This is a genomic window from Aliirhizobium smilacinae, from assembly GCF_006335145.1.
Taxonomy (GTDB): Bacteria; Pseudomonadota; Alphaproteobacteria; order Rhizobiales; family Rhizobiaceae; genus Neorhizobium; species Neorhizobium smilacinae.
On sequence record NZ_VDMN01000002.1, the window covers coordinates 511,319 to 538,170 of the forward strand.

The 26,852-nt window shown below is 58.4% G+C and carries 21 protein-coding genes; 6 read left to right on the forward strand and 15 right to left on the reverse strand.

Annotated features, from left to right (window positions below; translation table 11 throughout):
* The first annotated feature begins 1 nt into the window (after position 1).
* From FHP24_RS13140 to FHP24_RS13150, 3 genes are all read left to right on the forward strand, one after another.
* Positions 2–847 carry an ABC transporter ATP-binding protein gene (locus tag FHP24_RS13140; protein WP_139676970.1) on the forward strand — a complete coding sequence of 282 codons (846 nt, stop codon included), beginning with the start codon at positions 2–4 and terminating at the stop codon, positions 845–847.
* Between the two features lie 207 nt (positions 848–1,054).
* Entirely contained in the window at positions 1,055–2,563 is a 1,509-nt protein-coding gene (locus tag FHP24_RS13145; RefSeq protein WP_139676971.1) for an ATPase domain-containing protein, read from the forward strand.
* Positions 2,538–4,607: a hybrid sensor histidine kinase/response regulator gene (locus FHP24_RS13150; RefSeq protein WP_246091753.1), complete on the forward strand. Its 2,070-nt coding sequence runs from the start codon at positions 2,538–2,540 to the stop codon at positions 4,605–4,607. Before FHP24_RS13145 ends, FHP24_RS13150 begins: the two co-directional genes overlap by 26 nt.
* Positions 4,608–4,633: 26 nt before the next feature.
* Here the strand turns inward: FHP24_RS13150 and FHP24_RS13155 are convergent, their stop codons facing one another.
* Positions 4,634–6,391: a sensor histidine kinase gene (locus FHP24_RS13155; protein WP_139676638.1), complete on the reverse strand. Its 1,758-nt coding sequence runs from the start codon at positions 6,389–6,391 to the stop codon at positions 4,634–4,636.
* 399 nt (positions 6,392–6,790) lie between these two features.
* On the opposite strand from FHP24_RS13155, the gene FHP24_RS13160 reads away from it, so the two are divergent.
* Entirely contained in the window at positions 6,791–7,939 is a 1,149-nt protein-coding gene (locus FHP24_RS13160) for a mandelate racemase family protein (RefSeq protein WP_139676639.1), read from the forward strand.
* 44 nt (positions 7,940–7,983) lie between these two features.
* On the opposite strand, the gene FHP24_RS13165 is transcribed toward FHP24_RS13160, so the two are convergent.
* From FHP24_RS13165 to FHP24_RS13205, 9 genes are all read right to left on the reverse strand, one after another.
* Entirely contained in the window at positions 7,984–9,186 is a 1,203-nt protein-coding gene (locus FHP24_RS13165) for a dienelactone hydrolase family protein (RefSeq protein ID WP_246091736.1), read from the reverse strand.
* Between the two features lie 388 nt (positions 9,187–9,574).
* Positions 9,575–10,306 (reverse strand): FadR/GntR family transcriptional regulator, encoded by a 732-nt coding sequence (locus FHP24_RS13170; RefSeq protein ID WP_139676641.1) that lies wholly within the window; start codon positions 10,304–10,306, stop codon positions 9,575–9,577.
* A 23-nt stretch (positions 10,307–10,329) separates the two neighbouring features.
* Positions 10,330–11,088, reverse strand: a complete 759-nt coding sequence (locus FHP24_RS13175) for an ABC transporter ATP-binding protein (RefSeq protein WP_139676642.1) — start codon at positions 11,086–11,088, stop codon at positions 10,330–10,332.
* Positions 11,085–11,942, reverse strand: a complete 858-nt coding sequence (locus FHP24_RS13180; protein ID WP_139676643.1) for an ABC transporter ATP-binding protein — start codon at positions 11,940–11,942, stop codon at positions 11,085–11,087. The genes FHP24_RS13175 and FHP24_RS13180 overlap by 4 nt, the downstream gene beginning before the upstream one ends.
* Before the next feature lie 11 nt (positions 11,943–11,953).
* Positions 11,954–12,823, reverse strand: coding sequence for an ABC transporter permease (locus FHP24_RS13185; protein ID WP_139676972.1), 870 nt, complete (start codon positions 12,821–12,823; stop codon positions 11,954–11,956).
* A 37-nt stretch (positions 12,824–12,860) separates the two neighbouring features.
* The gene (locus tag FHP24_RS13190) at positions 12,861–13,877 is read right to left on the reverse strand and encodes an ABC transporter permease (protein ID WP_139676644.1); all 1,017 of its coding nucleotides are present in this window, start codon (positions 13,875–13,877) and stop codon (positions 12,861–12,863) included.
* A gap of 79 nt (positions 13,878–13,956) precedes the next feature.
* Positions 13,957–15,561 (reverse strand): ABC transporter substrate-binding protein, encoded by a 1,605-nt coding sequence (locus tag FHP24_RS13195; protein ID WP_246091738.1) that lies wholly within the window; start codon positions 15,559–15,561, stop codon positions 13,957–13,959.
* A gap of 417 nt (positions 15,562–15,978) precedes the next feature.
* On the reverse strand, positions 15,979–17,586 hold the full coding sequence (locus FHP24_RS13200) for an ABC transporter substrate-binding protein (RefSeq protein WP_139676645.1): 1,608 nt from the start codon (positions 17,584–17,586) through the stop codon (positions 15,979–15,981).
* A 78-nt stretch (positions 17,587–17,664) separates the two neighbouring features.
* On the reverse strand, positions 17,665–18,813 hold the full coding sequence (locus tag FHP24_RS13205) for a mandelate racemase family protein (RefSeq protein ID WP_139676646.1): 1,149 nt from the start codon (positions 18,811–18,813) through the stop codon (positions 17,665–17,667).
* Between the two features lie 312 nt (positions 18,814–19,125).
* Between FHP24_RS13205 and FHP24_RS13210 the strand changes: the two genes are divergently transcribed.
* Entirely contained in the window at positions 19,126–19,845 is a 720-nt protein-coding gene (locus tag FHP24_RS13210) for a FadR/GntR family transcriptional regulator (protein WP_246091739.1), read from the forward strand.
* Between the two features lie 151 nt (positions 19,846–19,996).
* On the opposite strand, the gene FHP24_RS13215 is transcribed toward FHP24_RS13210, so the two are convergent.
* From FHP24_RS13215 to FHP24_RS13230, 5 genes are all read right to left on the reverse strand, one after another.
* On the reverse strand, positions 19,997–21,214 hold the full coding sequence (locus FHP24_RS13215; protein WP_139676648.1) for a (R)-mandelonitrile lyase: 1,218 nt from the start codon (positions 21,212–21,214) through the stop codon (positions 19,997–19,999).
* A 110-nt stretch (positions 21,215–21,324) separates the two neighbouring features.
* The gene (locus FHP24_RS29220; protein WP_281287423.1) at positions 21,325–21,450 is read right to left on the reverse strand and encodes a hypothetical protein; all 126 of its coding nucleotides are present in this window, start codon (positions 21,448–21,450) and stop codon (positions 21,325–21,327) included.
* A gap of 4 nt (positions 21,451–21,454) precedes the next feature.
* Positions 21,455–22,705 carry a multidrug effflux MFS transporter gene (locus FHP24_RS13220; protein ID WP_139676649.1) on the reverse strand — a complete coding sequence of 417 codons (1,251 nt, stop codon included), beginning with the start codon at positions 22,703–22,705 and terminating at the stop codon, positions 21,455–21,457.
* Between the two features lie 88 nt (positions 22,706–22,793).
* Entirely contained in the window at positions 22,794–23,783 is a 990-nt protein-coding gene (locus tag FHP24_RS13225) for an aldo/keto reductase (protein ID WP_139676650.1), read from the reverse strand.
* Positions 23,784–24,001: 218 nt separating this feature from the next.
* On the reverse strand, positions 24,002–24,949 hold the full coding sequence (locus FHP24_RS13230; protein ID WP_139676651.1) for a sugar-binding transcriptional regulator: 948 nt from the start codon (positions 24,947–24,949) through the stop codon (positions 24,002–24,004).
* Between the two features lie 210 nt (positions 24,950–25,159).
* On the opposite strand from FHP24_RS13230, the gene FHP24_RS13235 reads away from it, so the two are divergent.
* Positions 25,160–26,794 (forward strand): ABC transporter substrate-binding protein, encoded by a 1,635-nt coding sequence (locus FHP24_RS13235; protein ID WP_139676652.1) that lies wholly within the window; start codon positions 25,160–25,162, stop codon positions 26,792–26,794.
* Positions 26,795–26,852: the final 58 nt, after the last annotated feature.

Below are 26,852 nucleotides of genomic sequence, written 5' to 3' on the forward strand. Positions count from 1 at the left end.
CATGCAGGGATCGACGGAAGCGCTGGTTTCTGTGCGCAATCTGACCCGCACCTTCGATGTCAGGGGAGGGCAATTCGGGCAGTCGCGATCACAGGTGCATGCGTTGCAGGACGTCAGTTTCGACGTCTTTCGTGGCGAGACGCTGTCCATCGTCGGCGAATCCGGCTCGGGAAAATCGACGCTCGGCATGAGCCTGCTGCAATTGACCCGACCGACCTCCGGCTCCGTCTGGTATCGCGGCAAGGATATCGTCAAAAACAACGGATCGCAGAACCGCGCCATGCGGCGTCATCTGCAGATCGTTTTCCAGGATCCGTTCTCGACGCTTAATCCGCGTGCAACGGTTGGCTCCGCCATCGCTTTGCCGCTGCTGCATCATGGCCTTGCGACACGGGCAACGGTGCGCGACCGCGTGCATGCGATCCTGTCGGATGTGGGCCTTGGTCCGTTATTCGAGAACCGTTATCCGCACGAATTGTCGGGCGGCCAGGCCCAGCGGGTGGCAATCGGACGGGCGATTGCCTGCGAACCGGAATTCATCGTCTGCGACGAGGCGATTTCGGCGCTGGACGTCTCGGTGCAAGCGCAGATCATCAACCTGCTTGTCGACCTGCAGGAAAAACATGGCTTGACATACCTGTTTATAGCCCATGACCTCAGCGTCGTGCGCCATATCAGCGATAGGGTCGCCGTGATGAAAGGCGGCAGGATCGTCGAGATCGATGTGCGGCAGAAGCTGTTTACTGATCCGCAGCATGCCTACACGCGAACACTGATCGCTGCGACGCCGGTATTCAAGTCCACGACGACCGATCGTCATCTGATTGATAGGCCATTCGATCTTTAGATGAACGATTGCTCGATAAAGCCCAAAACGCCAAGGGGTCTGCGCGACAGCGCGCTTTCCTGCTGAATGCTCCGGGTTCTGTAAATAAAGCGGTATTCCCCGTTTACCTAACTGTAAAATTTAAGAAAAAGTCGGAGAGCCGCCTCGCGCAATCGTCTTGTTTGTCCATCCATCCGCTCTAAGTATTATAGAAAATGCGGAGAAATGATGAGTCAGATCCTAAGTAATAAGGCTGAAACCGGCGTCCAGGGACTGGACGATGTTTTATCCGGCGGCTTCACTCGCCGACATGTCTTTCTGCTGGAAGGGTCACCTGGCACGGGTAAGACGACGATTGCGCTGCAATTCCTTCTCGAAGGAGCGAAGCTCGGTGAGCGCTGCCTCTATATCAGCTTGTCCGAATCGGATGAAGAACTGCGCGATTGCGCCCAGTCTCATGGCATGGAAATCGGTGACGGGATCGAGATCTTCGAACTCGTGCCGCCCGAAAGCCTTCTGGACGCCGATCAGCAGCAGAGCCTGCTTTATTCCTCCGACCTGGAACTCGGTGAAACAACCAAGCTGATTTTCGAGGCGTTCGAGCGGGTAAAGCCGCAACGCGTGGTCATCGACAGCCTTTCAGAAATCCGCCTCCTGGCGCAGAGTTCGTTGCGTTATCGCCGACAGATCCTTGCGCTGAAGCACTTTTTCTCAAGGTCTGATGCGACCGTGCTGCTGCTTGACGACATGACGTCGGAGAATTTCGACAAGACCGTTCATAGCGTTGTCCATGGCGTCGTCCACCTCGAACAGCTTGCCCCAGACTATGGATCCGAGCGGCGGCGTTTGAGGGTGATAAAATATCGTGGCCAGTCGTTTCGTGGCGGCTACCACGATTTCGTGATCAAAACCGGCGGCGTTGCGGTTTTCCCGCGACTTCGCGCCATCGAACACAAAACCGGGTTCGAGCGCATCACGCTGTCCAGCGGCCTGCCCGAATTCGACGGGCTTCTGGGCGGTGGTATCGAACGTGGATCGAGTACGCTGCTGATCGGCCCGGCCGGAACGGGCAAGAGCCTGTTTGCCCTGCAGTTCGTCAATGCGGCGGCGCAGCGCGGCGAAAAGACGGCGATCTTCATCTTCGACGAGGAACTCGGCCTGCTCTTCGCGCGCACGAAGGCCATGGGTATCGATCTGGAAAAGCTGAGAGATGATGGCTTTATTCATATCGAACAACTGGACGCCGCCGAACTGTCGCCAGGTGAATTCGCGCAGCGTGTTCGAGACCGGGTTGCGACCTATGAAGCCAAGACAGTCATTATCGACAGCATCAATGGTTACCAGGCCGCGATGCCTGAAGAAAATGCGCTTATTCTCCACATGCACGAGCTTCTGCAATATCTGAACCGGCAGGGTGTCAATACTTTCCTAACGGTGGCTCAGCATGGTCTCGTTGGAGACATGAAATCGCCGGTTGACGTCACCTATCTCGCCGACAGTGTCATCCTGCTCCGCTATTTCGAGGCATTCGGCAAAGTGCGGCGTGCGGTATCCGTGATCAAGAAGCGGACCGGACCTCACGAAGACACCATTCGCGAATTCAGAATATCCCACGTCGGACTGACCTTGGGTGAGCCGCTGTCGGGATTTCAGGGCGTGCTTCGCGGCGTGCCAAGCCTGGTCGGAGAGAGGCAGCCACTTCTTCCCTTGACTGACGAGGACGGCGACCATTCCTAACATTGACGCTAGCGGCCTGATCCACGCTCCAATCGGCCGCGATGCACAGATTGCAGCGTCACTCCTGAAAGAGGCCGGGATCAAATCCAGGACAGCCCCGGATCTAGCATCGTTCGTGGCCGGTCTAGGCGATGATGTTGCCTTTGCAGTGGTGACCGAGGAGGCTCTTCGTTCCGCCGATCTGCGTGCGATCTCCACCTGGATAGAAGCGCAGGCAAGCTGGTCTGACCTCCCCTTCACCATCCTGATGAGCCGGGGAGGCGGTCCCGAACGCAATCCGGCGGCTGCCAGATTGTCCGAGGTATTGGGCAATGTCAGCTTCGTCGAGCGGCCGTTTCATGCGACAACGTTCATCAGCGTCGCCAGGTCCGCGATGCGGGGTCGCCGGCGGCAATATGAGGCTCGATCCAGAATTGAAGCGCTGGATGAAGGGGAACGTCGCCTTCAGACGGCTCTCAGCGCCGGGCGGCTTGGTGCCTGGGAACTCGACCTCGCGACCAGTGAACTGGCGACGTCACCGACCTGCAGGGCAATTTTCGGCCGTAGCCGTCACGAGCAGTTTTCCTACGCGGATCTTTTGGCAGCAGTCCACCCAGACGACGCAGACCGCATGCAAGCTGCAATCCGGGCGACGATTGAAACCGGTGCGGACTATTCGATTGAATATAGAACAATCTGGAGAGACGGCTCGACCCATTGGGCGGAAATCCGAGCCCAGCTTTACAAGGATCGGATGGGGCACGCCATCAAGCTGGTCGGCGTTTCGGCAGATGTGACCGAGCGCCTGAAATTGGAGGAACACCAGCGGCAGTTGAACGAAATCCTCGAAGAGCGCGTTGCCGAACGGACACGCGAACTGGAACAGGCCCACGCGGCGGTGATGGCCGAAGTGAACCAGAGGGAGCGGGCCGAGCAGCAGCTTAGGCAAGCCCAGAAGATGGAAGCGATCGGCCAGCTCACAGGCGGCGTGGCACATGATTTCAACAACCTGCTGATGGCGGTACTCGGCAATCTCGAGCTGCTTCGCAAACATGCCGGAGATGATGCAAAGGCGATCCGCCTGATTGAGGGGGCTCAGCAAGGAGCAAAACGTGGCGCCTCCCTTACCCAGAGGCTGCTTGCGTTTTCGCGCAGACAGGATCTTCGAATCGACCCGGTCGACATGCGAGCGCTCGTGCTCGGGATGGAAGACCTTCTGAAGCGGTCCGTCGGCTCGACGATCATCGTCGAGACATCGACGCCGGACAATCTTCCGCTTGTATCGGCGGACGCAAACCAGGTTGAACTGGCCTTGCTCAATCTTGCCGTCAACGCGCGCGACGCAATGCCCGGTGGAGGCGTAATACGCGTCGAACTGAAAGAGGCCGAGCAGCTTTCGCAGTCGGACGAACTTGCGGCCGGCAAGTACATTGTTCTGTCGGTCGCAGACGAGGGCCATGGCATGGACGAGGAGACGCTTCAAAAAGCCATCGAGCCGTTCTTTTCCACCAAGGAACTGGGCAAGGGAACCGGGCTCGGTCTTTCGATGATCCATGGCCTGGCATCGCAATTGAAAGGTGAGTTGAAGTTGACAAGCATGATCGGCAAAGGGACGACGGCTGAATTGTGGATGCCGGTGTCTACATCTCAGGCAGCACATTCGGAACATATTGAAGTGACGACAATGGCTTCCGACGTCGCGGACGCACCAAAACGGATCTTGCTTGTCGACGACGACGTTCTGATTGCGATGAGTTCAGCCGATATGCTGATGGATCTCGGCCATGAGGTTGTCGAAGTGCATTCCGGAGCCGAGGCGCTGGAATGTTTGGGCGACGGCTCCGGTTTCGACCTGATGATCACGGACTATTCCATGCCGGGCATGACCGGTGGCGATCTGGCGAAAGCGGCTCGCGTCATCGCTCCAAAGCTGCCGATCCTTATCGCATCGGGATATGCCGAGCTTCCGACTGGGATTGATCTGGATGTCGCAAGGCTCGGAAAGCCCTACACGCAGGACCAGCTGGCACAGGAACTAAGCAAGCTGACGGCCGCACAGCGGTAACAATTGCCTTCCCGGCAGGCCGGAATTCAGATGAGATCCCTGTTCTCAACGGGCATCGAGAAGGTGAAACACGTCTCGGCCTCGTCGGAGCGGACGCTGATTTTTCCTTTATGTGCCTTTGCGATCTCGGCTGCGATGTAGAGGCCGAGACCCAGCCCTTGCATGCTCGGGCGCAGATCACCTCGTCGAAACGGTTGGAAAAGCCGCCCGAGAACTTCCGGCGATATGGGCGTTCCCCCATTGCTGATGGCAATCTCGAATTGCCCTTTGCTCACCGCTCCCACCACACGCACCGGCTCGGATTCAACGCCGTGCGTGACTGCATTGGCAACCAGATTGGAGAACATCTGCGCCAGGCGAAGCGGATCGACGGAAACCGATTCGGGCAATCTGAAATCCGCTTCGATGATGCGGCCGGGATGCGCCAAGCGAATTTCGTCGATAACATGACCAAGGATCACGGCAGCGTCATGGTTGCCGATTTCTAGCGAAATGCCGCCACCCATTCGTGCCCTGGCCAGATCCATGACGTTATCGACAAGGCCGACCATCCGCGAAATGCTGGATTTCATCAGCTTGAGAACGAGCGGGCTCCGTTCGGTCCATCCTTCTTTCAAAAGGCGCGATGTGCCTGCATCGACGGCCGCGATCGGGTTTCGCAGATCGTGGCCAAGCACGGCGATAAACTGCTCGCGCAGTTCTGATATTTCCTTTTCCCGTTCGAGCTCGCTTCGGGTTGCCTTGAGGCGATCGTCGGCGTCGAGATGTTGTCCGATCAGGTCGGCGAACAGCTTGAAAGTGTTGATGACCAGCGGGTTTTTCACCTTCGCCGGATTGGGATCGATTACGCACAAGGTTCCGAAGAACTGGCCGTTGGCAAGAATGATGGGCACGGAAATATAGCTGCGCAGGCCGTAGATGCGCGGAGTGTGGTGATCGCGATAGACCGGATCGACGGTAGCATCGTCGAATACGATGACTTCACGGTGTCCACGGATCTCGTCGCAGAGTGTGCTTTGGACAGGAAGCTCGTCGCCGGGCTTCAAACCGAAGCCGACATGATCAAGCGACCGGCAGGTAATCCATCTGTCTTCCGTGACCCGGGCGACAGCGGCAAACCCCATGCCGGTCATCTGAAGCACGACATCAAGGATGGTCGGAACGGCCGCGATGCATTCGACCTTTGCGATATCCCGCGCGAGGCTCTCTTCGGTATCTGCCCCAGCTTCGGCAGGCGTTTCCAGAGCTTTGGAAAGCTCCCGTATGGCACTCGCCTTGTCCATGGCGGTCGCGGCGGCCTCGGCCAGCGCTTCGAGAACATCCAGCTCCCATTGGGCCGGCGTGTAGGTGTGCGACCAATACGCACCGATCGCCCCGATGGGATCGGCGGCCTTCACCGGAGCCATGGCAACAGCCTTGACGAAGGTGTCGGCATATAATTCGAAAGGAATCCGCTCATCCTTTGAAATGTCAGGGATGACGACGGTTCGCCGGTTGAGCATCGCCCAGCCGCTGATGCAGGCCGACATGGGGAATTGGTGTCCCTTCCACAGCGGACCGATCGCATCTTCCTCGACATAATGACACAAATCGCCCTCTCGCCGAATGATCGCTATTCCTTCACAGCCGACGAGCGACCGCGCCGTGGAGCGCAGGGTCTCGATCACCGCATCCTGGCTTTCGGCGCGGCCCATTGCGCCTATCGCTCGGGTCAGGCTAGCAAGGGGAGTAGAATAGGGAGCCGCAGCATCCGTCGGGGAAATCGCATCGGGCGAGGCGGACATGGCACACTCCAGCTTGGGGCAAGAGCGGATATCTCCCAGCCGGTCGCGCCCTGAACCTATGCGAACGATGCGATATTCTTAGTGCGTATAGCCGCTTTTGTCCATTATCAGGCGAGGCATGGCAACTGCTCAGGCACCCGGTGAGAAGGACGCGACCGGCTGCTGCCCGGTTGCCACCATTTCGTGGATTTAAAAACGCGGCGCTTTGCTTCCTATCAAGAATACAGAGAAAAATTCGTTGATCCTCCTATCGATAACTATAGAATGATAGGACGTAGGATGTATGATGACTTTGCCGGTTCGCTGGAGCGAGCGCATTTCCGACCTTTTTGGCGCAGGAATGCGAGGCGAGACAACAAAAGTGTGGCGTAGTGGCTTACGCCGCGAGAGGAGGAAATCGTGAAGATTGTAGACGTCAACGTTCGGGTGTTTTCCCATACGACCCGCCGGCATCAGGATACAGCCGGGCATGCTCATCCCGGCCCGCCGCACAAGGTCGACATGGCCATCCTCACAATCGTCGCCGACGATGGGACGGAAGGGTATTGTTTCAGTCCGCCGGAAGTCATCCGCCCCCATGTCATCGACAAGTTCGTGAAAAAGGTGCTGATCGGCGAAGATCCGTTTGCCCGCGAACGTCTGTGGCAGGATCTGGCGCATTGGCAGCGTGGCAGCGCCATGCAGTTGACCGATCGTGCATTGGCAATCGTTGATTGTGCACTGTGGGATCTGGCCGGCCGCAAGCTCAACATGCCGGTCCATAAGCTGATCGGCAGCTATCGCGAAAAAATCCCGGCATATGGCTCGATCATGTGCGGCGACGAGCTGGAAAACGGTCTGGCTACGCCGGAGGATTATGGTCGCTTTGCTGAAAAGCTGGTCAAACGCGGCTACAAGGGCATCAAGCTGCACACATGGATGCCGCCGGTCTCCTGGGCGCCCAATGTCAAGATGGACCTGAAGGCCTGTGCCGCCGTGCGCGAAGCTGTCGGCCCGGACATCGACCTGATGATCGATGCGTTCCACTGGTACACCCGCACCGAAGCCCTTGAGCTTGGCAGGGGGCTGGAAAAGCTCGATTTCGCCTGGATCGAGGAACCAATGGATGAGCAGAGCTCGGCTTCCTATGCCTGGCTTGCTGAAAATCTCGATATTCCTGTGCTTGGACCGGAAAGCGCACATGGCAAGCAATTCAGCCGTGCCGAATGGATCACATCCAAGGCTTGCGACATTCTTCGCGCCGGTGTCCACGATAACGGCGGCATCAGTCCGGCGATGAAGTGCATGCATCTGGCAGAATCTTTTGGCATGAACTGCGAAATCCACGGCAATGGCGCGCCGAACCTGATTGTCGCGGCTTGCGTGAAGAATGCCAAATGGTACGAACGCGGCCTGCTGCATCCCTTCCTCGAATACGACGACGGCTTCGAGTATCTGAACGCGCTCGTCGATCCGATGGATGAAGATGGCTTCGTGCACATCTCGGACAAGCCGGGTCTTGGCGAAGACATCAATTTCGATTTCATCAACGCCAATCTCGTTGGCTGAGCCGCCAAATGCGGTGCCCGGCTCGGAGAGAGCCGGGCACCGTGTCAGACATGACGGGACAACCAGTCGAAAGCGTGATCCTGCTGATCGACCGGGAAATGATGACCGCCGGGCCAGAGCCGCGTTTCGAGATGATCGGGGCTGCCGGACGCGCCCCATATGTCCTCCAGCTGCCGATAGGCCTCTCTGGCGACACTTGCGGGAAAATTCCGGTCATCGGTGCCGGTGAAGATCAATGCCGGAGCCGGTGCAGCCAGCCCTGCAAAATGCGGATAATCCAGTTTCCCGCCGATCTGAGGATGCAGCATGGAATAGGCCGACTGGCCGCGCAACTGGTTGTTTCCCGACTGCATCAGGCCTTGCAGGGTTCCCATCCAGCCGCCCGCTACGCAAGCAGAAACGTCATCGGAAAGCGCTGCCACTTGCCAGGCGCGCAAGCCGCCCATGGAATAGCCGACACTGGCAACACGCGTCTTGTCGACGCCAGGCATATCGCGCAGCAATGCCAATGCTTCCAGATCTTCCGAAAGAATGACGGAGGCGTAGGATATGCCGAACTGCATCAGGTTGGCGGCAAGCGCCTGCTGTGCCTCGTAGCCGTTCCCCTTGCGGCTGCCCCAGCCGAGCGCATCGGCGCAAAGCACGGTGTACCCGCGTCGAACGAGTTCGTTACCGAAAACCCGACCGCCATAAACTTTGCTGCCCCAGGACTCGATGTCGGCCAGCAGTGCGGGGTTTTCATCCGCACGCCGGATCAGTTTTTCCTTGCCGATGGAAAAGAACGAACCGTGGTCATGCAGAAGAAGTGCGGCGGGCGTCGGTTCAGAGGTTCGTGGCCGCAGCAGGTAGGCGAGGGTGGTTTCTCCGGAAGAAAAGACAAGTTTCAGTTCCTGCCCGATACAATCGCCATCCGTCCATTCCGAAACAACCGACGCTTTTGCCGGAGGAAGATCGGCAACACCGATCGTGGCGCGTACCCTGTCGAGGGTCTGCGCGTGCCAAGCGGGAAAATCATGTTTTTCGCGATCGAAATTCCAGCCGAACGTGGTGTGGTCGCGCAATCTGCGGGCAATGCCGCACATGTTCTCCGCATCAATCATCAGTTCAGCCTCATTTTGGTGCAGGGCCTGCGATCCGGCGCCCTGCGCGGCAGCCTGGCTTGTTTGCGACAGGTTTCCGAGCGCCGCAGCGCCCAATGCGAGACCTGTCGTTTGGATAAAATTCCGGCGCGGTATCAAACCCTTCATGGCAAACTCCTCCGAAAATGCCTCAGGCAATCCGGTGTCCGCAAGCGACAGGCGCAACCACCAAGCACCGGCGCGATAAATCGCCTTCATTCCTTGCGCATGATGTTGCAAATATTTCGATGAGCCGAAGCTGTGAAACAATTTGCATAAAGAACCGCCGAAGCGCCCAGCGCGGCGCAACCTGTGTCAATGTTTTGAAAATACGTCGCCAGAGATGCGACGTTTCCTCTTCAATACAGGATGACGGTATTCGATAACCTCAGGGAAAGAATTGAGTTTTGCGAACCGGCCGGCAGTTTATGCGGGAATTTGTCCTTTTATTATTTTGATGGTCGTCAAGAGAACGTGATGAAGCGAACTCCACCTTGGATTTTGTCCACGTCGATCATCAGTCCTGCCGCATTCTGGCGAGGGTTCTATCCTTGCTAGCGATTAGATGCGCGCGCATGGCCGTGCGGGCGGCATCGGGGTCGCGTGCCTCAATCGCCGCAAGAATGGCTCGATGCTCCTTGTTGACGCGCGCAAGATGGGCGGACAGCGTTTTGTCATCGACAGCATGCGTGGTGCGGCGCATGCGCGGCATCAGCGTCTCGCCCAGATAGTTGAATATGCCGGAAAAATGCTCGTTGTGGCTGGCTGCAGCCACGGCACAGTGAAATTCAAAATCCGCCATCGTGTCGCGCGTCGCGTGTTTGACGGCCTTATCCATCACGTCGCAGGCGGCCTTCATGGCTTTGAGATCGTTCGCATCCCAGCGCTCCGCCGCTAGAGCCGCGGCCTCCGACTCGATGCCGATGCGCAGTTCCAGGCCCTTTATCATATTACCGGCCTGCATCAGGTCGGCACCGTTAAGTCGGAACGGGGTGACGCCCGCATCGTCACGAACGAATACGCCGATGCCGTGCTGAATGGACACCAGTCCGCTGGCACGCAGGTTGGCGACAGCCTCACGCACGACCGTGCGACTGACGCAAAGTTCTTCCATCAATGCCTTTTCTGTCGGAAGCTTGGAGCCGCGCGGATATTCGTCCTGTTTTATACGCTCGGAAAGCACACGCGCGATCTGCGAGCTCAAGCTTTCCCGGCGGGCAAAGGTAGTGGGCGAAGCATCAACACTCATCGCAAAGGCCTCCGATCTAAGAGTCAAACCGCATGGTCGTATTCGAGGCTGGCCTGAATAAGTTCGCGGGCATAGGGATCTTTTGCCTGTCCGGTTGCCAGTACATCGCGGCTCATCACCTCGACGATCCGGCCATTCTGCATCACGGCCAGCTGCTCGCACATATGGTCGATGACGGCAAGATCATGGCTGACAAACAGATAGGTCAAATTGCGTTTTGCCCGCAAGTCGGCAAGCAGATTCAATACTTCTGCCTGTACCGATACGTCCAGAGCCGAAGTCGGCTCGTCAAGCAGCAGGATACGTGGTTCGAGAATAAGTGCGCGGGCAATCGCCACGCGCTGACGCTGACCGCCCGACAGTTCGTGCGGGTAACGCACCAGAAAATCCGGATTGAGGCCGACGTCGATCAGCGCCCGTTCCATCCGCTCGACCTGCCGGTCCATACGGTGAATGCGCAGCGGCTCCTGCAGCGCGGTGCGGATGGACTGGCGTGGGTGGAGCGAGCCGTACGGATCCTGAAAGACCATCTGCACCGCGCGGCAATAGTCTGCGAAGGGCACCTCGCTGACGGAAGTGCCCTCCAGCCGCACATCGCCATCCCATGAATTCAGAAGGCGGGCAATGCAGCGCAGGATCGTCGATTTGCCCGAGCCGGACTCGCCGACGAGCCCAAAGGATTCGCCTGCGGCAACCGAAAAACAGACGTCCCCGAGAATACGGCGTTTGGCGGCGCCGCGGCCGAGACTGATGGAAACCTTGCTGACTTCAATCGCGCTCATGCGCTCACCTCCTGATGCGAGAGTGCCTGCGGCTGGCGGTTGAGAACCGGTAGCGGCTTGCGGCTGCCGCCGATATGCGGCTGAGCTGCCAGCAGGCCTTTCGTGTAGGGGTGCGTGCAGTTTTTCATGTCCCGAGCAGCGCGCTCCTCCACCACCTCGCCATAGCGCATGACGAGAACCCGGTCGCAGAAATTGCGCACCAGGTTGAGGTCATGGCTGATCATGATCAGGCCTATGCCCTTGTGAGTGACGAGCTCGTTGAGAATTTGCAAAACCTGCATGCGCACAGTCACATCAAGCGCCGAGGTCGGCTCGTCGGCGATGATGATCTGCGGTTCGGGGATCAGCATCATGGCGATCATGACGCGTTGTCCCATACCGCCGGAAATCTCGTGCGGGTAAAGCCCGAACACACGCTCTGGATCTCGGATCTGAACCGCTTCCAGCATGTCCAGCGTCTTCTTTTTGGCCACTTGCTCCGAGACGCTGTAGTGAACGCGATAGGCCTCAGAGATCTGGTCACCGACCGTATGTACCGGATTGAGCGAGAATTTCGGATCCTGCAGGATCATCGAAATGCGCCTGCCGCGGATGGAGAGCATCTGTTTTTCGCTGGCACCAAGCAAGTCGATGCCGCCGAAATCCATGCGATCCGCTTCGATCTTCGCCGTCGGCAGAAGTTTCAGGAGCGCGCGTCCGATCGTCGATTTGCCTGAACCGGATTCGCCGACAATGCCGAGGCGTTCGCGACCAAGATTGAAGGAAACGCCCTTGACCACGGTGTTATAGGTCTTGCCGCTGCGATAGCTGACATGCAGGTTTTCGACGTTGAGGAGAGTTTGATTATCGTCCATCGCTGTCACTCCTAGTGTTGTTTCGGATCAAGCGCGTCGCGCAAGCCGTCGCCCAGAAGATTGAAGGCAAGACTGACGAGCAGGATGGCCCCGCCGGGAAAGGCGACCAGCCACCAGTTGTCGAGCATGTAGCGGCGACCTATGGCGATCATGGCGCCCCATTCCGGCAGTGGCGGTTGAGCGCCAAGCCCCAGGAAGCCAAGGCCGGCGGCGGTGAGAATCACCGACGCCATCGAAAGCGTGATGCGCACCAGAACCGAAGGCATGCACATCGGCACGATCGACTTGAGGATAATGCGCAAGCTGGAAGCGCCCTGCATGCGCGAGGCAGAGATATAATCTGCATTGCGAAACGTCAGCGTTTCGGCGCGCGCCAGACGGGCGATCGGCGGCCAGGCCGTCAGCCCGATGGCGATGATGGCATTTTCCAAACCCGCCCCGAGGGCCGCGACGAAAGCCAGCGACAGGATGAGGCTCGGGAAGGAGAGAAAGATGTCGGTGATGCGCATCATCACCGTATCGTACCAGCCGCCGAAATAACCGGCAGTGGTGCCGACCAGCAGCCCGACCGGGCCGACAATAACCGATACGATCGTAATGATCGTCAGGCTGATGCGGGAGCCGTAAATGATGCGGCTCATGATGTCGCGGCCGAGTTCATCGGTGCCGAACCAATGCGCGGCATTTGGCGGCTGCAGCACATTGTCGAGGTTGACTATGTTCGGATCGTAAGGCGCCAGAAGCGGTGCGACGAGCGCCGTCAGAAGCAGGATAGAGATCACGATCAGACCGAAACCGGAAGACGGGTTGCCAAGCAGTTCGCGAATGACCGCAAGCAGCCTTCTCACGGACGAGTTCGGGTTCGAAAGCGAAGCCGGCATAGCGTTATCCCGAGTGTTGAGCGTATGTATGGCCATGTCATCGCGTCCTTGGGTCGAAGATCTTGTACAGCGCGTCGGAAAGAAGATTGAGCGCGATGAAGATGATGCCGACCAGAAGCACGCAGGTCATGACCGCGTTCATATCGCCGATCAGCATGTTGTTGGTGATGTACTGGCCAAAACCCGGCCAGGAAAACACGGTCTCGATCAGCACCGCACCTTCGAGGAGGCCGCCATAGGCCAGCGCCACGATGGTGACCAGCTGAACGCGGATATTGGCAAATGCATGGTGCCAGATGGTTCGCCGCTTGGAGAGACCCTTGACCCGCGCCGTCGTGATATACTCCTGGTTCAGCTGATCCAGCATGAAGCTGCGGGTCATGCGGGTGATGTAGGCCAGTGAGGAATATCCGAGAATGCTGGCCGGCAACAACAGGTGGTTGACGGCATCCCAGAATACTTCCCAGTCTCCGGCGATCAGGCTGTCGATCAGCAGGAAGCCGGTCGTATCCGGCACGAGACCGATATAAAAATCCGAAACGCGGCCGCCACCTCCGACGAGATCAAGCACGGCATAAAAGATGATCAGGCCGATCATACCGGTCCAGAAGATCGGCATGGAATGGCCAATCAGCGTGAGGAAGCGGATGATGTGATCGACAGGCTTGTTGCGCTGGACGGCCGCGAGGATACCGAGCGGCACGCCGAGGCCGGCGCCGAACAGGATCGCAAACGTGGCAAGCTCGATGGTCGCCGGCATGACATGCAGGATATCGTTGATGACCGGTTGTCCGGTGCGGATCGAGGTGCCGAAATCGCCGTGCAGCAGGTCGTTCACGTATCGGAAGAACTGCTGGTAAATCGGCAGGTTGGCGCCAATACGTTCCGCCACCATCTGATAGGTCGCCTGATCCGCCTCCTCGCCGATAATGGCGCGGACGGGGTCGACGGGCATCATCCGACCGATACAGAAGGTCAGGACAAGCAGACCGAAAAGCGTAACGAAAATTGTTCCGGCCTGTCGCCCGAAGGCAGTAATACTCTCGGATTTCATGGAGCTTCCTCAATATGCAATCCAGTAGGAGGCCGAGGCGCTGCGGCAGAACGCGAGCGGCACCTCGGCCACACGCGTGCTACCGCTCTTTGGTGACCGTGCGCAGCTGGGTGGACCAGGACGGGTTCAATTGCAGGCCTTTGATATCGGCCCGGAAGCCGACGCTGTCGACAACTTCGGAGAATGGCTGCAGGGCAGGCATCATGTCGGCGTAATAGGTCTGGATCGCTTCGTAATCCTTGACCTGCTTGTCCTTGTTGCCTTCGACGAGAGCATCGTCGATCATCTTGTTGATCTTCTCGTCGTAGAAGGATGTGCGCCAGCCCTGGAAGTTCGTCAGCTTGGCCGCGTCCGAATTGTCCGGATTGTAGACAGTAGCGCGCAGGTTGCTGTCGGGATGCGGCAGCTGGCCACCGCCGCCGCGACCGACAAGCAGTTCATACTTGCGTTCGCGCATGGCGCCATAGATCTGGTCGCCTGTGCCGGTGATGATTTCCGCTTTGATGCCGCCCTGCGCAAGTGTCGCCTGGATGGCCGTTGCGGTGCTCATGAACGGTACGTCGGAGATGGCGCGCAATGTTGTCGAAAAGCCGTTCGGATATCCGGCTTCTGTCAGCAGCGCCTTCGCCTTCGCCACATCCAGCTTGTAACCAGCATTCGGCAGCGCGCCGAAAATACCGCTCGCGATCGGGCGGTCACGCAGTCTGCCGAAGTAAGGCAGAACGCTGCCGTTCAGACCCTGATAGTCGATCAGATACCGCAGCGCCTCGCGCACTTTCGGGTTCTGGAACTTCTCGTCCTTCATCGACACTGCAAGGTAATAGAAGCCGCTGCCGCCATTGGTCTGGATCTTGACGTCTTCGTCCGTTTCAAGTGCCTTCAGGTCGGCTGCCGACATCGAGAAAGCAATGTCGATGTCACCCTTTTCCAGCATCAGGCGCTGGCTTTGGGATTCGGCCAGATGCCGCATCATGATGCGCTTCATCGCCGGGCGGTCACCCCAGTATTCAGTGTTCTGATCGAGGATGACGCGTTCGTTCGAAGCCCATTGGCCGAGCTTGAATGGACCGGAACCGGCTGAATTATTGGTCAGCCATGCGGCGCCCTGATCACCGTTCTTGTCGTGCTCCATCACGGTTTTGCTGTCGAGAACGGAGCCGGGACCGACAATGCCGAGCGTCTGCACGATGATCTGCGGATCGAGCTTCTTGGGCAGGGTGACGATAACGGTCCGTGCATCGGGGGCAGTGAAGCTGACGTCGGCGTTAGCGCCGGTAAAACCGTGTGTTTTCAGGAACGAGGCTTGTGCCAGGTTCAGCTTCATCAGGCGCTTGAACGACCAGACGACGTCTGCGGAGGTGACCGGGTTGCCGGAGGCGAATTTGGCGCCGTCACGCAATCTGAAGGTGATCGAGCCATTGTCGTCGGCGATCGTCCAGCTTTCGGCAAGCTGCGGATCGACCTTGGCGCGATCGACGGCATTCAGCGAAACGAGGTTATCATATATGTTGGCAAGCACCTGCACGGTCTCCTTGCCGGTAATCGCGGCAGGGTCCAACGTCAGGATGTTGTTCATGGAAAAACCGACAACCAATGTGGTCGCAGGCGTAGCAGCGTAAACAGGCTGGGAAAGCAGGGTTGAGCCAAACAGAAAGGCAGCAAGTAGCTTATGGGATGGTTTCATCGTCATAGATCCTCCAATCACGACCGCCTCCTCCAAGGCAGTAAAAACCGTATCAAGAGATATGATGTCCTACGATAACTGTCAATCAACAACATGAGGCGACTTGGTCGCGCTTGGCGGAGCAGCTCGCTTTCCCGGGGGTAATCGAGCTTCCGCACGTGCACTTTCGACAGTGGTAAATTTCTGAATAACTGCACAAAGAGCTGAATCGGACATCGAGATTCATATGTATGAGTCTTCGACTGCCTGCGGCCATATGAAGCGAATGCCACCATCTGCAGGATGCCTGCTCGGCCCTCTCATTTTCACGAGAGTAAGTGCTCGGGGCAAGATCACTCCGTCAGCGTCTGTAACGGTGCCTTAGTGGTTGGAGCGCTGAGCGACGGAGACGCCGCGCAGGCTTTGGCTTCGGCAAAATCAACGCCGTTTGCTGACCGTATCGAGTTTGGTCTGCCAGATCGGGCTTATTCGGAAACCTTCGATGTCTGCACGCAGAGCGACCGAGTCCGTCACCTGAGAAAGCGGCTGGATCGCGGGAATACCTTCTGCATAAAGCTTTTCGATTTCGTAATAGAGCTTTGCCTGCTTGGCAGGATCAGTCTCGGCCAGGGCGGCGTCGATTTTCGAGTTCAGGGTGTCATCCTTGAACGAGGTGCGCCAGCCCACGAGGCCTGTCAGCTTGGCCTCGTCCCGGTTGTCCGGATTGTAGATAAGGCTGCGCATATCGCCATCGGGATGCGAAATCTGGCCACCACTGCGCCCGACAATCAGTTCGAAATTGCGTTCACGCATCGGCCCATAGACCTGCTCACCGCTGCCGGTCAGGATCTTGAGCCTGATACCGCCCTGGGCCAGCAGACTTTGCAGGACGATGGCGAGATTGTCGAATGGGGGTTCGGACAAGGTGCGGACCGTAAGGTCTATTCCATCGGCATATCCGGCTTCAGCAAGAAGCTTCCTGGCGCCTTCGACGTCCATTTTCAGTTCCGGATCATATGGGGTCTTGCTCAGGCCTGCCTGGATCGGGCTCAGATGTCGCGTGCCGAAATACGCCATCACCGTTCTGTTGAGACCGTCGAAATCGATGAGCTTCAGGATCGCCTCCCGCAGTTTGGGATTGGTGAGATCCTTGTTCTTCTGCGACATGGCGAGATAATAGATGCCGTTTCCGATCGATGTCGTGACCTTGATGCCCTTGTCGGCTTTCAGGGCTTCCAGATCGGCAGCGCCAAGCGAATAGCCGATGTCCAGATCGCCTTTTTCGATCAGCAGGCGCTGACTTTGCGGCTCGGGGATATGCCGCATCAACACCCGGCGCATGGCCGGGGCCGCTCCCCAGTAATTGTCGTTGCGGGTGAGCACGACCATTTCGTTCGGTCGCATCGATTGCACCGTGAAGGCGGCGGTGCCGGCAGAATTGGTCGTCAGCCATCCGGCACCCATGTCGCCGTTCTTTTCGTGGCTCAACACTTCCTTTTTGTCCAGCACACTGCCGGTGCCGGGCATGGCCAATGTCAGCAGGACGATCTGTGGATCAATCGGCTGAAGAATCGCAATATCGATAGTCTTCTCGTCCACGACCTTGAAGCTCTCGGCTGCATTGTCACTGGCGTAGCCGCGCAGGCGCAGGTTGGTTGCCTGCGCCAGATTGAGTTTCAGCACACGCGTGAGCGACCAGACGACGTCCTCAGCCGATACCGGGTTCCCCGATGCAAATTTCAGGTCCGGGCGCAGATGAAAGCGGATCGACTTTCGATCCGAAGACACCTCCCAACGCTCGGCGAGCAACGGTATCACCTGCGTCCGATCGGCAGGATCATTTCCCACCAGCCCTTCGTAGATGTTGGTGAGCACCTGGACCCTCTCCTTGCTGGAGGAGCCTGCCGGATCAAGCGTCAGGATATTTGCCATCGAGAAACCGACAACCAGCTGGTTGACCGGTGTTTCGGCTTGCGCCAGATTCGCGCCAAGCGCGCTTGCCATTACAACGATGGCTGTGGCGATCGATAGGCTGCGGTTTTTCATGTTTCTCCTCCCGTTCTGACCCTGATCGACGCGGCAAGTTTCCTCCAGGCCGCGCCACAGTCCGGTCCTTCGTTGCGTTTACTGTGTCAGATTGGCGTCGATATATTCGAAGTTGATATCCTCCCCGAGCCCGGGTGCCTGAGACAATGGGACAAACCCGTCCTGATCCATCGGATCGGGGATCGCATTGAGATATTCCGGGCATGCATCATAATCGAGGAAGGGATGCAGCAGGCCACGCTCGTACCAGCGGCAGTTCTTGGTGGCCGCCGAGATGGCGAGATTTTCTGCGCCATGACCATGAACCTCGCAGTTCATGCCAAAACTTTCAGCCAGATGCATGGTCTTCAGTACCGGGGTGATGCCGCCAACATCTTCGACGCCCGCGCGAAGAATGTCGCAGGCGCCCGCCTTGATCCATTCCGCTCGCTGCTTGTATTTGCCGGCAGCGGATTCCGGACCGATGACCGGGATTTTCAGCTCCTGGGTCAGCCACGCGTAGGACGACATCGACTGCTCGTCCATCACCTCTTCGATCCAAGTGAAATTCAGCGCTTCCAGCCCCTTGCCGAGCTGATAGGCTTCCTCGCGGGAATACCAGTGATAGGCATCCAGCATCAGCGGGATTTTGGGGCCAACGGCCTCGCGCACGGCGGCACAGGCCTTCAGGTCCATTTCAATGTTAGGCGACCAACTGACCGGCGGCATCCATGTATGAAGTTTTATCGCCTGGTAGCCGCGAGCAATGAGCTGCTGCGCAAAACGGCCGTAGTCTTCCGGCGTTGCCAGACCGCCTTCCAGTTCGTCGCCGCACATGATCGAGCCATAGGCCGGCACCTTGTCGCGGTAGGAGCCGATGATCTTGTAGACTGGAGCTTTCAGCAGATGCCCCGCGAGATCCCACAGCGCGCAATCGACGATGGCAAGCGTGCGGTCGCTCAGCTGACCACCACTGCCGCGTTGCCAGTGGGCGAGGTCCTGCCAGAGGCGCTCGCGCGCAAACGCATCCTGCCCGACAACCACCGCACGAATGAAACGTTCGAGCATATGTGGCCGCAGCTGTTCCGGGCTGCCGAAAGCATGTCCCTGGGTGCCGTCCTCGCACGTCAATGTCAGCAGCGATTTCTTCACCTTGCGCGCCGGCCCGGGATGCGCATGGCCGTCGCTGTCAAGCTCCTCGTGCGTCGTGTACCAAAATGTACGAACGCTGGCATCGATGATCTTCATATGTCCTCCCTGACACTTTCTCTGCTGCAACAGCAATTCGCTGGCGCAGCAGTTTCGCAATTTCAACAGCATCTTGTCGGATCACTAGTTGCTGCAGTCAGACAAGCGTAAAATCGAAACTGGCCGCCGGTCAATCGTTTTCTGAAAACGCTGGCGTACTTCTCTCGAAAATAACCGGGATTCAGGGCGCTGTTCGGTTTTGCGAGTGCCTCGGAATTGTGTTTTAATAAGCGCTTCGCGAATCCCTCATCTGACAACGATACATGACTTGTCTGCTTTGATGGGCAATCGAATTCGAAATGGAGAAACTGGGTGGGACAGGACAAGGAAGCGGAATTGGTTGACTTGGTCGGGCGGTCGTTGGTGGCGCAAATTGCCGCATCGTTGCGGCGAGACATCGATGCCGGGAAGTTCAAGCCGGGAGACAAGCTGCCGAGCGAAAACGATCTGACACGTCTGCATTCCGTCAGTCGCGCTGTCGTTCGTGAAGCTGTGGCCAGCCTTCGTTCCGAGGGCTTGCTGGAGGCGCGGCGCGGCGTCGGGGTTTTCGTCACCAATGCCGAGCTGAAGGGCGCGCCGTTTTCCGGCCTGTCGCTGGAGCGCATTTCCTCGGTAATCGAGCTGCTCGAGCTGCGGGCCGCCTGCGAAACAGAAGCGGCGGGACTTGCGGCTGCTCGTCGCTCGCCAAGTCAGATGGAGGCAATCATCGACCTGCATCGGCAGATCGGCGCCAATCTCGAAAAGGGGCTGTCCACCCGTGATGCCGACTTTGCATTCCATCTGGCCATTGCGCAAGCTACCCAGAACCGACGCTTCAGCGAGCTGCTGCAACTGATCAAACCGGGCATTATCCTGAGCCGCGGCCAGTCTGGAAACCTATCGATGAACCCCAACCTGCAGGAGGAACATGGGCGGATCGTCAACGCAATTTTTGCCGGCGGCCCGACCGGTGCTCGAGAGGCAATGAGCACCCATCTGCAGGGAAGCCTGGCTCGCTACAAGGCGCTGCTAATCGAGCGTATTGCAGAGTAAAGTCGAACGGGGCGCTTTGGTCGAGAAAAGCAACCCCGCTATCGCATGACCACAGCGTCAAGAGACGGAAATTCACACAAACCGCCATGGCTGCACCAACGCCATTGGCAGTCCGTTTCACATGATTTGCCGCCTCCCGCTGCCGGGTTCATCAGTCTATCACGCTGACCTTGCCGTAATCCTCGTCGGAGACCTTCTCCATCCAGGTCACGACACTGCCGTTCTCGGCTTCGGCGATGGCGAAATGCGTCATCGCTTCATCGGCGGAAGCGCCGTGCCAGTGCTTGAGGTGGGGCGGGATCCAGACGACATCACCGGGACCGACGGTTTCGACCGATCCGCCCTCCTTTTGAACCCAGCCCTTGCCCGATACGATAAAGAGCGTCTGCCCGAGAGGATGGGTGTGCCATGCGGTGCGAGCGCCTGCGGTAAAGGAAACGGTTGCGCCGCTGATCCGTGCCGGGTCTGTGCCCTTGTAGTGGCTGGAAACACTCACCTCTCCGGTGAAGTATGCGTCCGGCCCTGCCGCGGGGGTACTGTTGGCGCGAGTGACCTGAAAGTCCATGTTTGCTCCTTGGGAAGTCGTTTGAGAAGGCGGTGTCTGTGTTGCGCCATTGCGGCTTTCGAATACCGCTTTCAGCACGGGGACAGCGGACATGGCACGCGGCCAGCCTGCATAAAATGCGACATGTGTTATCGCTTCGGACGCCTCGGAAGCGGTCAGGCCGTTGTCCATTGCCCGGTTTGCATGGAAGGGCAATTGCTCCGGCTGGCCGATTGCCACGAGCGCCACCATCGTGATCAGGCTGCGGTCGCGGGCCGAAATATCCGGCCGTTGCCAGAGATCGCCGAACAGCACGCGGTTGGTCAGGTCCGCAAGGGCGGGAGCCGTCGGCGCGATCGCCGTGTTGACCGTTGCCGTGCGGGCCTGTTCCGCAGCCGCTTCAAGTTCGATGCGGGCGGCGTCGCTGTTTCTCACCGGCGCAATCTTGCGTTCGTCGAAAACTCGACTGACTTCCTGTACAGCCGACATTGCGTTGGGCCAGCCGGAATAAAGCGCGAGCTGGGTGATCAGTTCGCCGATTTCCTCAGGCTTCACGCCATTATCGAGAGCACGCCGCACATGGCTGCCAATCTGTGCCGACTTTCCCGTCGAAACCAGAACCGATACCGTCACAAGGCTGCGGTCGCGAGGTTTGAGCTCTGACCGCTCCCAGACCTCACCGAAAAGAACGCTATCGGTGAAATGGCCGAGCCCCGGCGCGACGTCATAGACTGCGGGCGGAGCAACGCGACGCCGTTCCTCCTGCGCCTCGACGCCTGTTGCGGCGAGCGTGGAGATGGCGATGCTGGCAGCAATGTTTTTCATCCGGATTTTCCTCTTTATACGGTGATCGCAGTTGACCCGCTATACAGATTGCCCCTGCTTCCAAATGGTCTGGAATTCCTGCAGGATTAGATGGCCGAAACCGATTGAGCCTATATGCCGAGTTCATGAATGAGCCGGCATGTCACGTCATGCGGGACCCCGATGAAACCAATCTTGTCGCCCGGACGGGCGCAGCCGGGTGTGAATTCCGAGAAAGGCGTTTCAAGGTCGGTCATGAACTCATTCCTCTCTGGATTTGGATGAGGTCGAGATGACGAACCAGGCGCAGAGTGCGGAGCAGATCCCCATGACTGCGATGACCCAGCCCATTGGCCAGGGCGTGCCATCGGCAAGAGCGCCGACCAGTCCCGACCCGGCGATGCCGCTGCCGTATTGAATGGCTCCGACGAGGGCCGAGACGGAGCCGGCTTGGTCTGGATAATCGGCCATCGCGCCCGTGATCGAATTGGCGACGACAAAGCCGGTGACGGAAACGAAAGCCAGTAGCGGTAGGAAAAGCCCCCATAATCCGCCGAGATCGAAATATGAATTTATGGCGAGGACGATGCCCGAGATCATCGCCAAGAGTGTACCGGCTGCGAGAATACGATTCATGCCGAAGTGATGGACGAGCCGTGCATTGATCAGGTTGGTGATCACGATGCCGATGATGCCGGCCCCGAAAAGCAGGCCGTAATATTCGGCAGGTACCTTATGGTAGGTGATGAAGGCGAAGGGGGTTCCGGCGATATAGGCATACATGCCCGAATAGAAGAATGCTCCCGCACCGGCATAACCGATGATCTTTTTATGAGTGAGCAGGTCTGCATAACGTCGGAACGCGCTCATCAGCGGATCCGTGCGTCGTCGCTCGATTGGCAGAGTTTCCGGCAAGGTGAACAGGCCGGCAAGCGCCAGAAGCCCGAGCACCACCAGCGTCCAGAAGATCGCGCGCCACCCGGCGAAGGCTGCTATCTGACCACCAAGTATGGGACCCAGCAAGGGGGCGATCGCCATCACCGCGATCAGGGTTGAAAGCATCTGTGCGGCACGCGGCCCCTGATAGAGGTCACGCACGATGGCGCGGGAGAGAACCACGCCGGCACAGGCGCCGAGTGCCTGCAGGATGCGCCAGAGGATGATCTCCTCGACGCTTGTGGAGATCGCACAGCCGATCGAACCGATAACGAACAGCACAAGGCCTATCGCGACCGGGATTTTGCGGCCGTATTTGTCGCTTAATGCTCCCCAGAAAAGCTGCCCAAGGCTGAAGCCGATCAGGAAGCCCGAGATCGTGAATTCCACGCTGCCTGCATCGGCATCGAGCTGATTTGCCATTTCCGGCATTGCGGGCAGATAGAAGTCGGTGGAGATGGACGCGAAACCCATGAGCGCGCTGAGAATGGCCAGGACATGCCAGCGTTGCGCGTGAGGTGTCGATGCGTCGTCGGCGATGCCGCCTGCCGAACGCAGCTGGGCTTGGGATGGCATGATAGCGGGGGTGTCCTGTTACTTGATAAGCGCCAGCGCCCAGCAACAGCGTTTTGCTCTTGCCGGGACGCCAGATGACGAAACGGTCTCAGAGACCGGTCGTCTTGAGGAGATGTTCGGGATAACGCTCGCCTTCGATCTTGATCTCGGCGGCAGCCTTTTCAGTCCGGGCAAGTTCGGTCGATGTCAGCTCAACATCCGCGGATGCGAGATTTTCCTCGAGCCGGTGCAGCTTGGTCGTGCCGGGGATCGGGACGATCCATGGTTTCTGCGCCAAAAGCCATGCGAGTGCGATCTGGGCCGGCGTGGCGCCCTTCTCATCGGCGATTGCCTTAAGGAGATCGATCAGCGCCTGATTTTTCTCCATTGCCTCCGGGGTGAAGCGTGGCAGAATGTTGCGGAAATCGCCTTCGCCGAGCTTGGTATCCTTGTTCATCGCACCCGTCAGAAAACCCTTGCCGAGCGGGCTGTAGGGGACAAGGCCGATGCCGAGTTCCTCGCAGGTTTCGAGAATGCCGTTGGTTTCCACACCGCGGGTCCAGAGCGAATATTCGTTCTGCAGCACGGTTACCGGCTGCACCGCATGCGCGCGGCGCACCGTACTGGCGCCCGGTTCGGACATGCCGAAATGCTTGACCTTGCCCTCGGCAATCAGGTCCTTCACCGCCCCAGCGACATCCTCGATCGGCACATTGGGATCGACGCGATGCTGGTAGAGAAGATCGATCACGTCGACGCCAAGCCGCTTCAGGCTTCCGTCCACCGCTTTCCCGATGTTCTTCGGCTGGCTGTTCAGGCCGGCCTGCCTGCCGTCGGCGAAATTGAAACCGAATTTTGTGGCAATGACGACCTGATCGCGAACAGGCTTCAAAGCCTCGCCGACCATTTCCTCGTTGGTGAAGGGGCCGTAGACTTCTGCCGTATCGAAGAAGGTCGCGCCGCGTTCGACGGCCTGACGGATCAAAGTGATCCCGTCCTGCTTGCTGACCTTGTTGGCATAACCGAAATCCAGCCCCATGCAGCCAAAACCGACGGCCGATACTTCGAGGCCGGCGTTTCCAAGAACGCGTTTTTTCATAACCTGTCTCCATTCACGATCATCGCGAGCGGGTGTTTTTCGGCCAGCTTTTTGCCGGGCGATCACACGCGTCGTGAATGGAAATTTAGACCTGAGGCAGCCATTCGATAAGATGCTAGGTGTCGCATAAACTTATGCTTCAAATTCATTAATGCGCATGCTTGGCGATACTCTGCTCCGCTGAAGATGAACGCATTGACGCGATAACTCCCGTGCGCCTATTCAGATATATCTCTTCCCAGCAGCCGATAGGCGCTGTCAGTATCGGTAATCACAGTGGTGGCGAGACCTGCGGCAAGGCATGCACCCAATATCTCGCTTTTGTGGGCACCGCCCGAGGCGATGATCCGCGTTGGAATTCGCCGGTAGTCCGCTATCGAAGGAGAAATAACCTGCCGGTTCAATGGGTGGTCGACCTCCTGGCCGCTTCTGTCGAGATATCGTCCAAGGAGATCACCCACGGCTCCGGCGGCGGTCAGTTCGGTAATATCCGTCGCGGTCGGCAGGCCATATCGAACTTGCAGCGATTCCGGCGAGACGTCCCCAACGCTGAGAATCGACACATCCACGCCCGTTGCCTCTCGAAGCAGGCTCTGGAAGACCGTTTGCGCGACGATCGTATCCCGAGAGGCCGGGTCGTCTGCATAGATCGGCGCCGCCAGATAGTGGCATTCCGCATTCATGACCTTCGCGAAACGTCGCACGATTTCGAACGTGTTGATCTCCGAGCCACGGGTCAAACCGCCCATCATCGAGCGAACCTTGACATCCGGCACGTTCGCCGGCGCCATGTGGTGGACCGTCTCGCGCAATGTTGCGCCCCAGCCGACACCCAGCGATGCCGGTTCGCTCGCCTGTATCAGGCGCTCCAGAAACATTGCTGCAGCGCGACCGATCACGGTCGCCATCTGTTTGTGATCCTCAGGCGTCGGAACGATGACCACGTCGGTCAGGCCAAATCTTTGGCGAAGCTCTGCTTCCAGCTCAACGTTTTCGGTCAGCGGAGAATTGAAGCTGATCCTGACGACGCCCTGATCGAGCGCTGCGGCCAGAAGTTCATTGACCTTGCGGCGTGTGAGCAGCATGCGCTCGGCGATCTGCGCCTGCGTCAATCCCTCTACGTGATAGAGCCACGAGGCTCTCACCATGAGCTGTTGATTGGACACGTTACCTCCTCCCAAATGTCACATCAGCGTAACATTTGTAACCTAGAGCTACGCGAAGTCGGAGGGGCGGTAAAGCGGCTTTCATCAACCGCAACCTCCTGACGAAGTTTTGTCTGTCGATTTCCATGCGACGCCCGACGCCGAGGTCCTTCCGCCCGGCGAAGGCGTCCGCGCGCCCATATCGTTCATTTGGTTCAACAGGAGAGATTCATGCTATCCATCAACCGTCGCCATGCGCTGGGCCTGATGTCGGCCGCAGCCGGCACCATCGTTCTGCCGCGCATGTCGTTCAGCCAGGGCGCCCGCCCATCGATCACGATCGCGGTCCAGAAGATCACCAACAACAATACTCTCGATGTCTGGAACGAACAGTCCAACGTCGGCGAGCGGGTGTTCTTCCCGAACCTCTGGGAAGGCCTGATCAACCGTGACTGGATGGGCAATCAGGGTCCGGTTCCGGGTCTTGCGACCGAATGGAAGCGCCTCGACGACAAGACGCTTGAACTGAAGCTGCGCCCAGGCGTCAAGTTCCACAATGGCGACGAACTGACCGCCGAAGACGTGGCATTTTCCTTCTCCAAGGAGCGTGTGTTCGGTAACACCGAGCCGGTCGGCGGCAAAACGGTTTTCGAAGCCGACAACAAGCCGACCACCGTCAAGGAACTGCCGGCGATCGTTCCGGGCGTTGCCCGCCGCCTGTGGCCGGCGCTTACCGGTGTTGAAGTCGTCGACAAGCACACCGTTCGTTTCCACAACGCCACCCCGGACGTGACGCTTGAAGGCCGCCTCTATTCCTTCGGCAGCCAGATCACCAGCCGCCGTTCCTGGGACGAAGCCAAGAGCTACACCGACTGGGCACGCAAGCCGATCACCACCGGTCCTTATATGGTCGGCGAATACAAGCCGGACGTCTCGCTGACGCTGGTAGCCTTCGATGAATATTGGGGCGGCCGCCCGCCGCTGCAGCAGATCCGTTTCGTCGAGGTTCCGGAAGTCGCGTCGCGCGTCAACGGTCTTCTGTCGGGCGAATATGACTTCGCCTGCGACCTGCCGCCGGACCAGATTGCCACGGTCAAGGCAGCTCCGGGCCTGGAAGTGCAGAGCTCGACGATCTGGAACCATCGTATCTCGACCTTCAACACACAGAACCCGATTCTCGCCAATCCGCTGGTCCGCCGCGCCATGACCCACTCGATCGACCGCCAGGCGATCGTTGAAGCCCTGTGGGCCGGTCAGACCGTCGTTCCTGCCGGCCTGCAGTTCGAATCCTTCAAGACTTCGAACATGTATGTCGAAGGCTGGGCGGCACCGGAATTCAATCCGGATCTCGCCAAGAAGCTTCTCAAGGAAGCCAACTACAAGGGCGATGCGATCCCCTATCGCCTGCTCAACAACTACTACACCAACCAGACTGCCAATGCGCAGATCATGGTCGAGATGTGGAAGCAGGTTGGTCTTAACGTCGAGATCCAGATGAAGGAAAACTGGGCGCAGATCCACGATCCGGCAGGTGTCAAGGGCGTACGTGACTGGTCGGCATCGAACTCGATCAACGACCCGATCACACCGCTGGTCGTCCAGTTCGGCCCGAACGGCGAAGCGCAGCAGAAGAAGGACTGGACCAACGAAGAGATGAACAAGCTCTCCGTTGTGATGGAGACCTCCACGGACCGTGATCTTCGCAAGAAGGCGATCACCCGCATGCTGGAAATCGCCGAGCGCGAAGACCCGGCCTATCAGGTCCTGCACCAGAATGCCGTCTTCACCGGCATGAAGAAGTCGCTGAAGTGGAAGGCCGCAGCTGCCTTCGCAATGGATTTCCGCAGCGGCAACTGGAACGCCTGATCTTCGACATTTCGCGCCGGCCGCTCCCAGCGGCCGGCGTATTCTATTGCTGTAATGA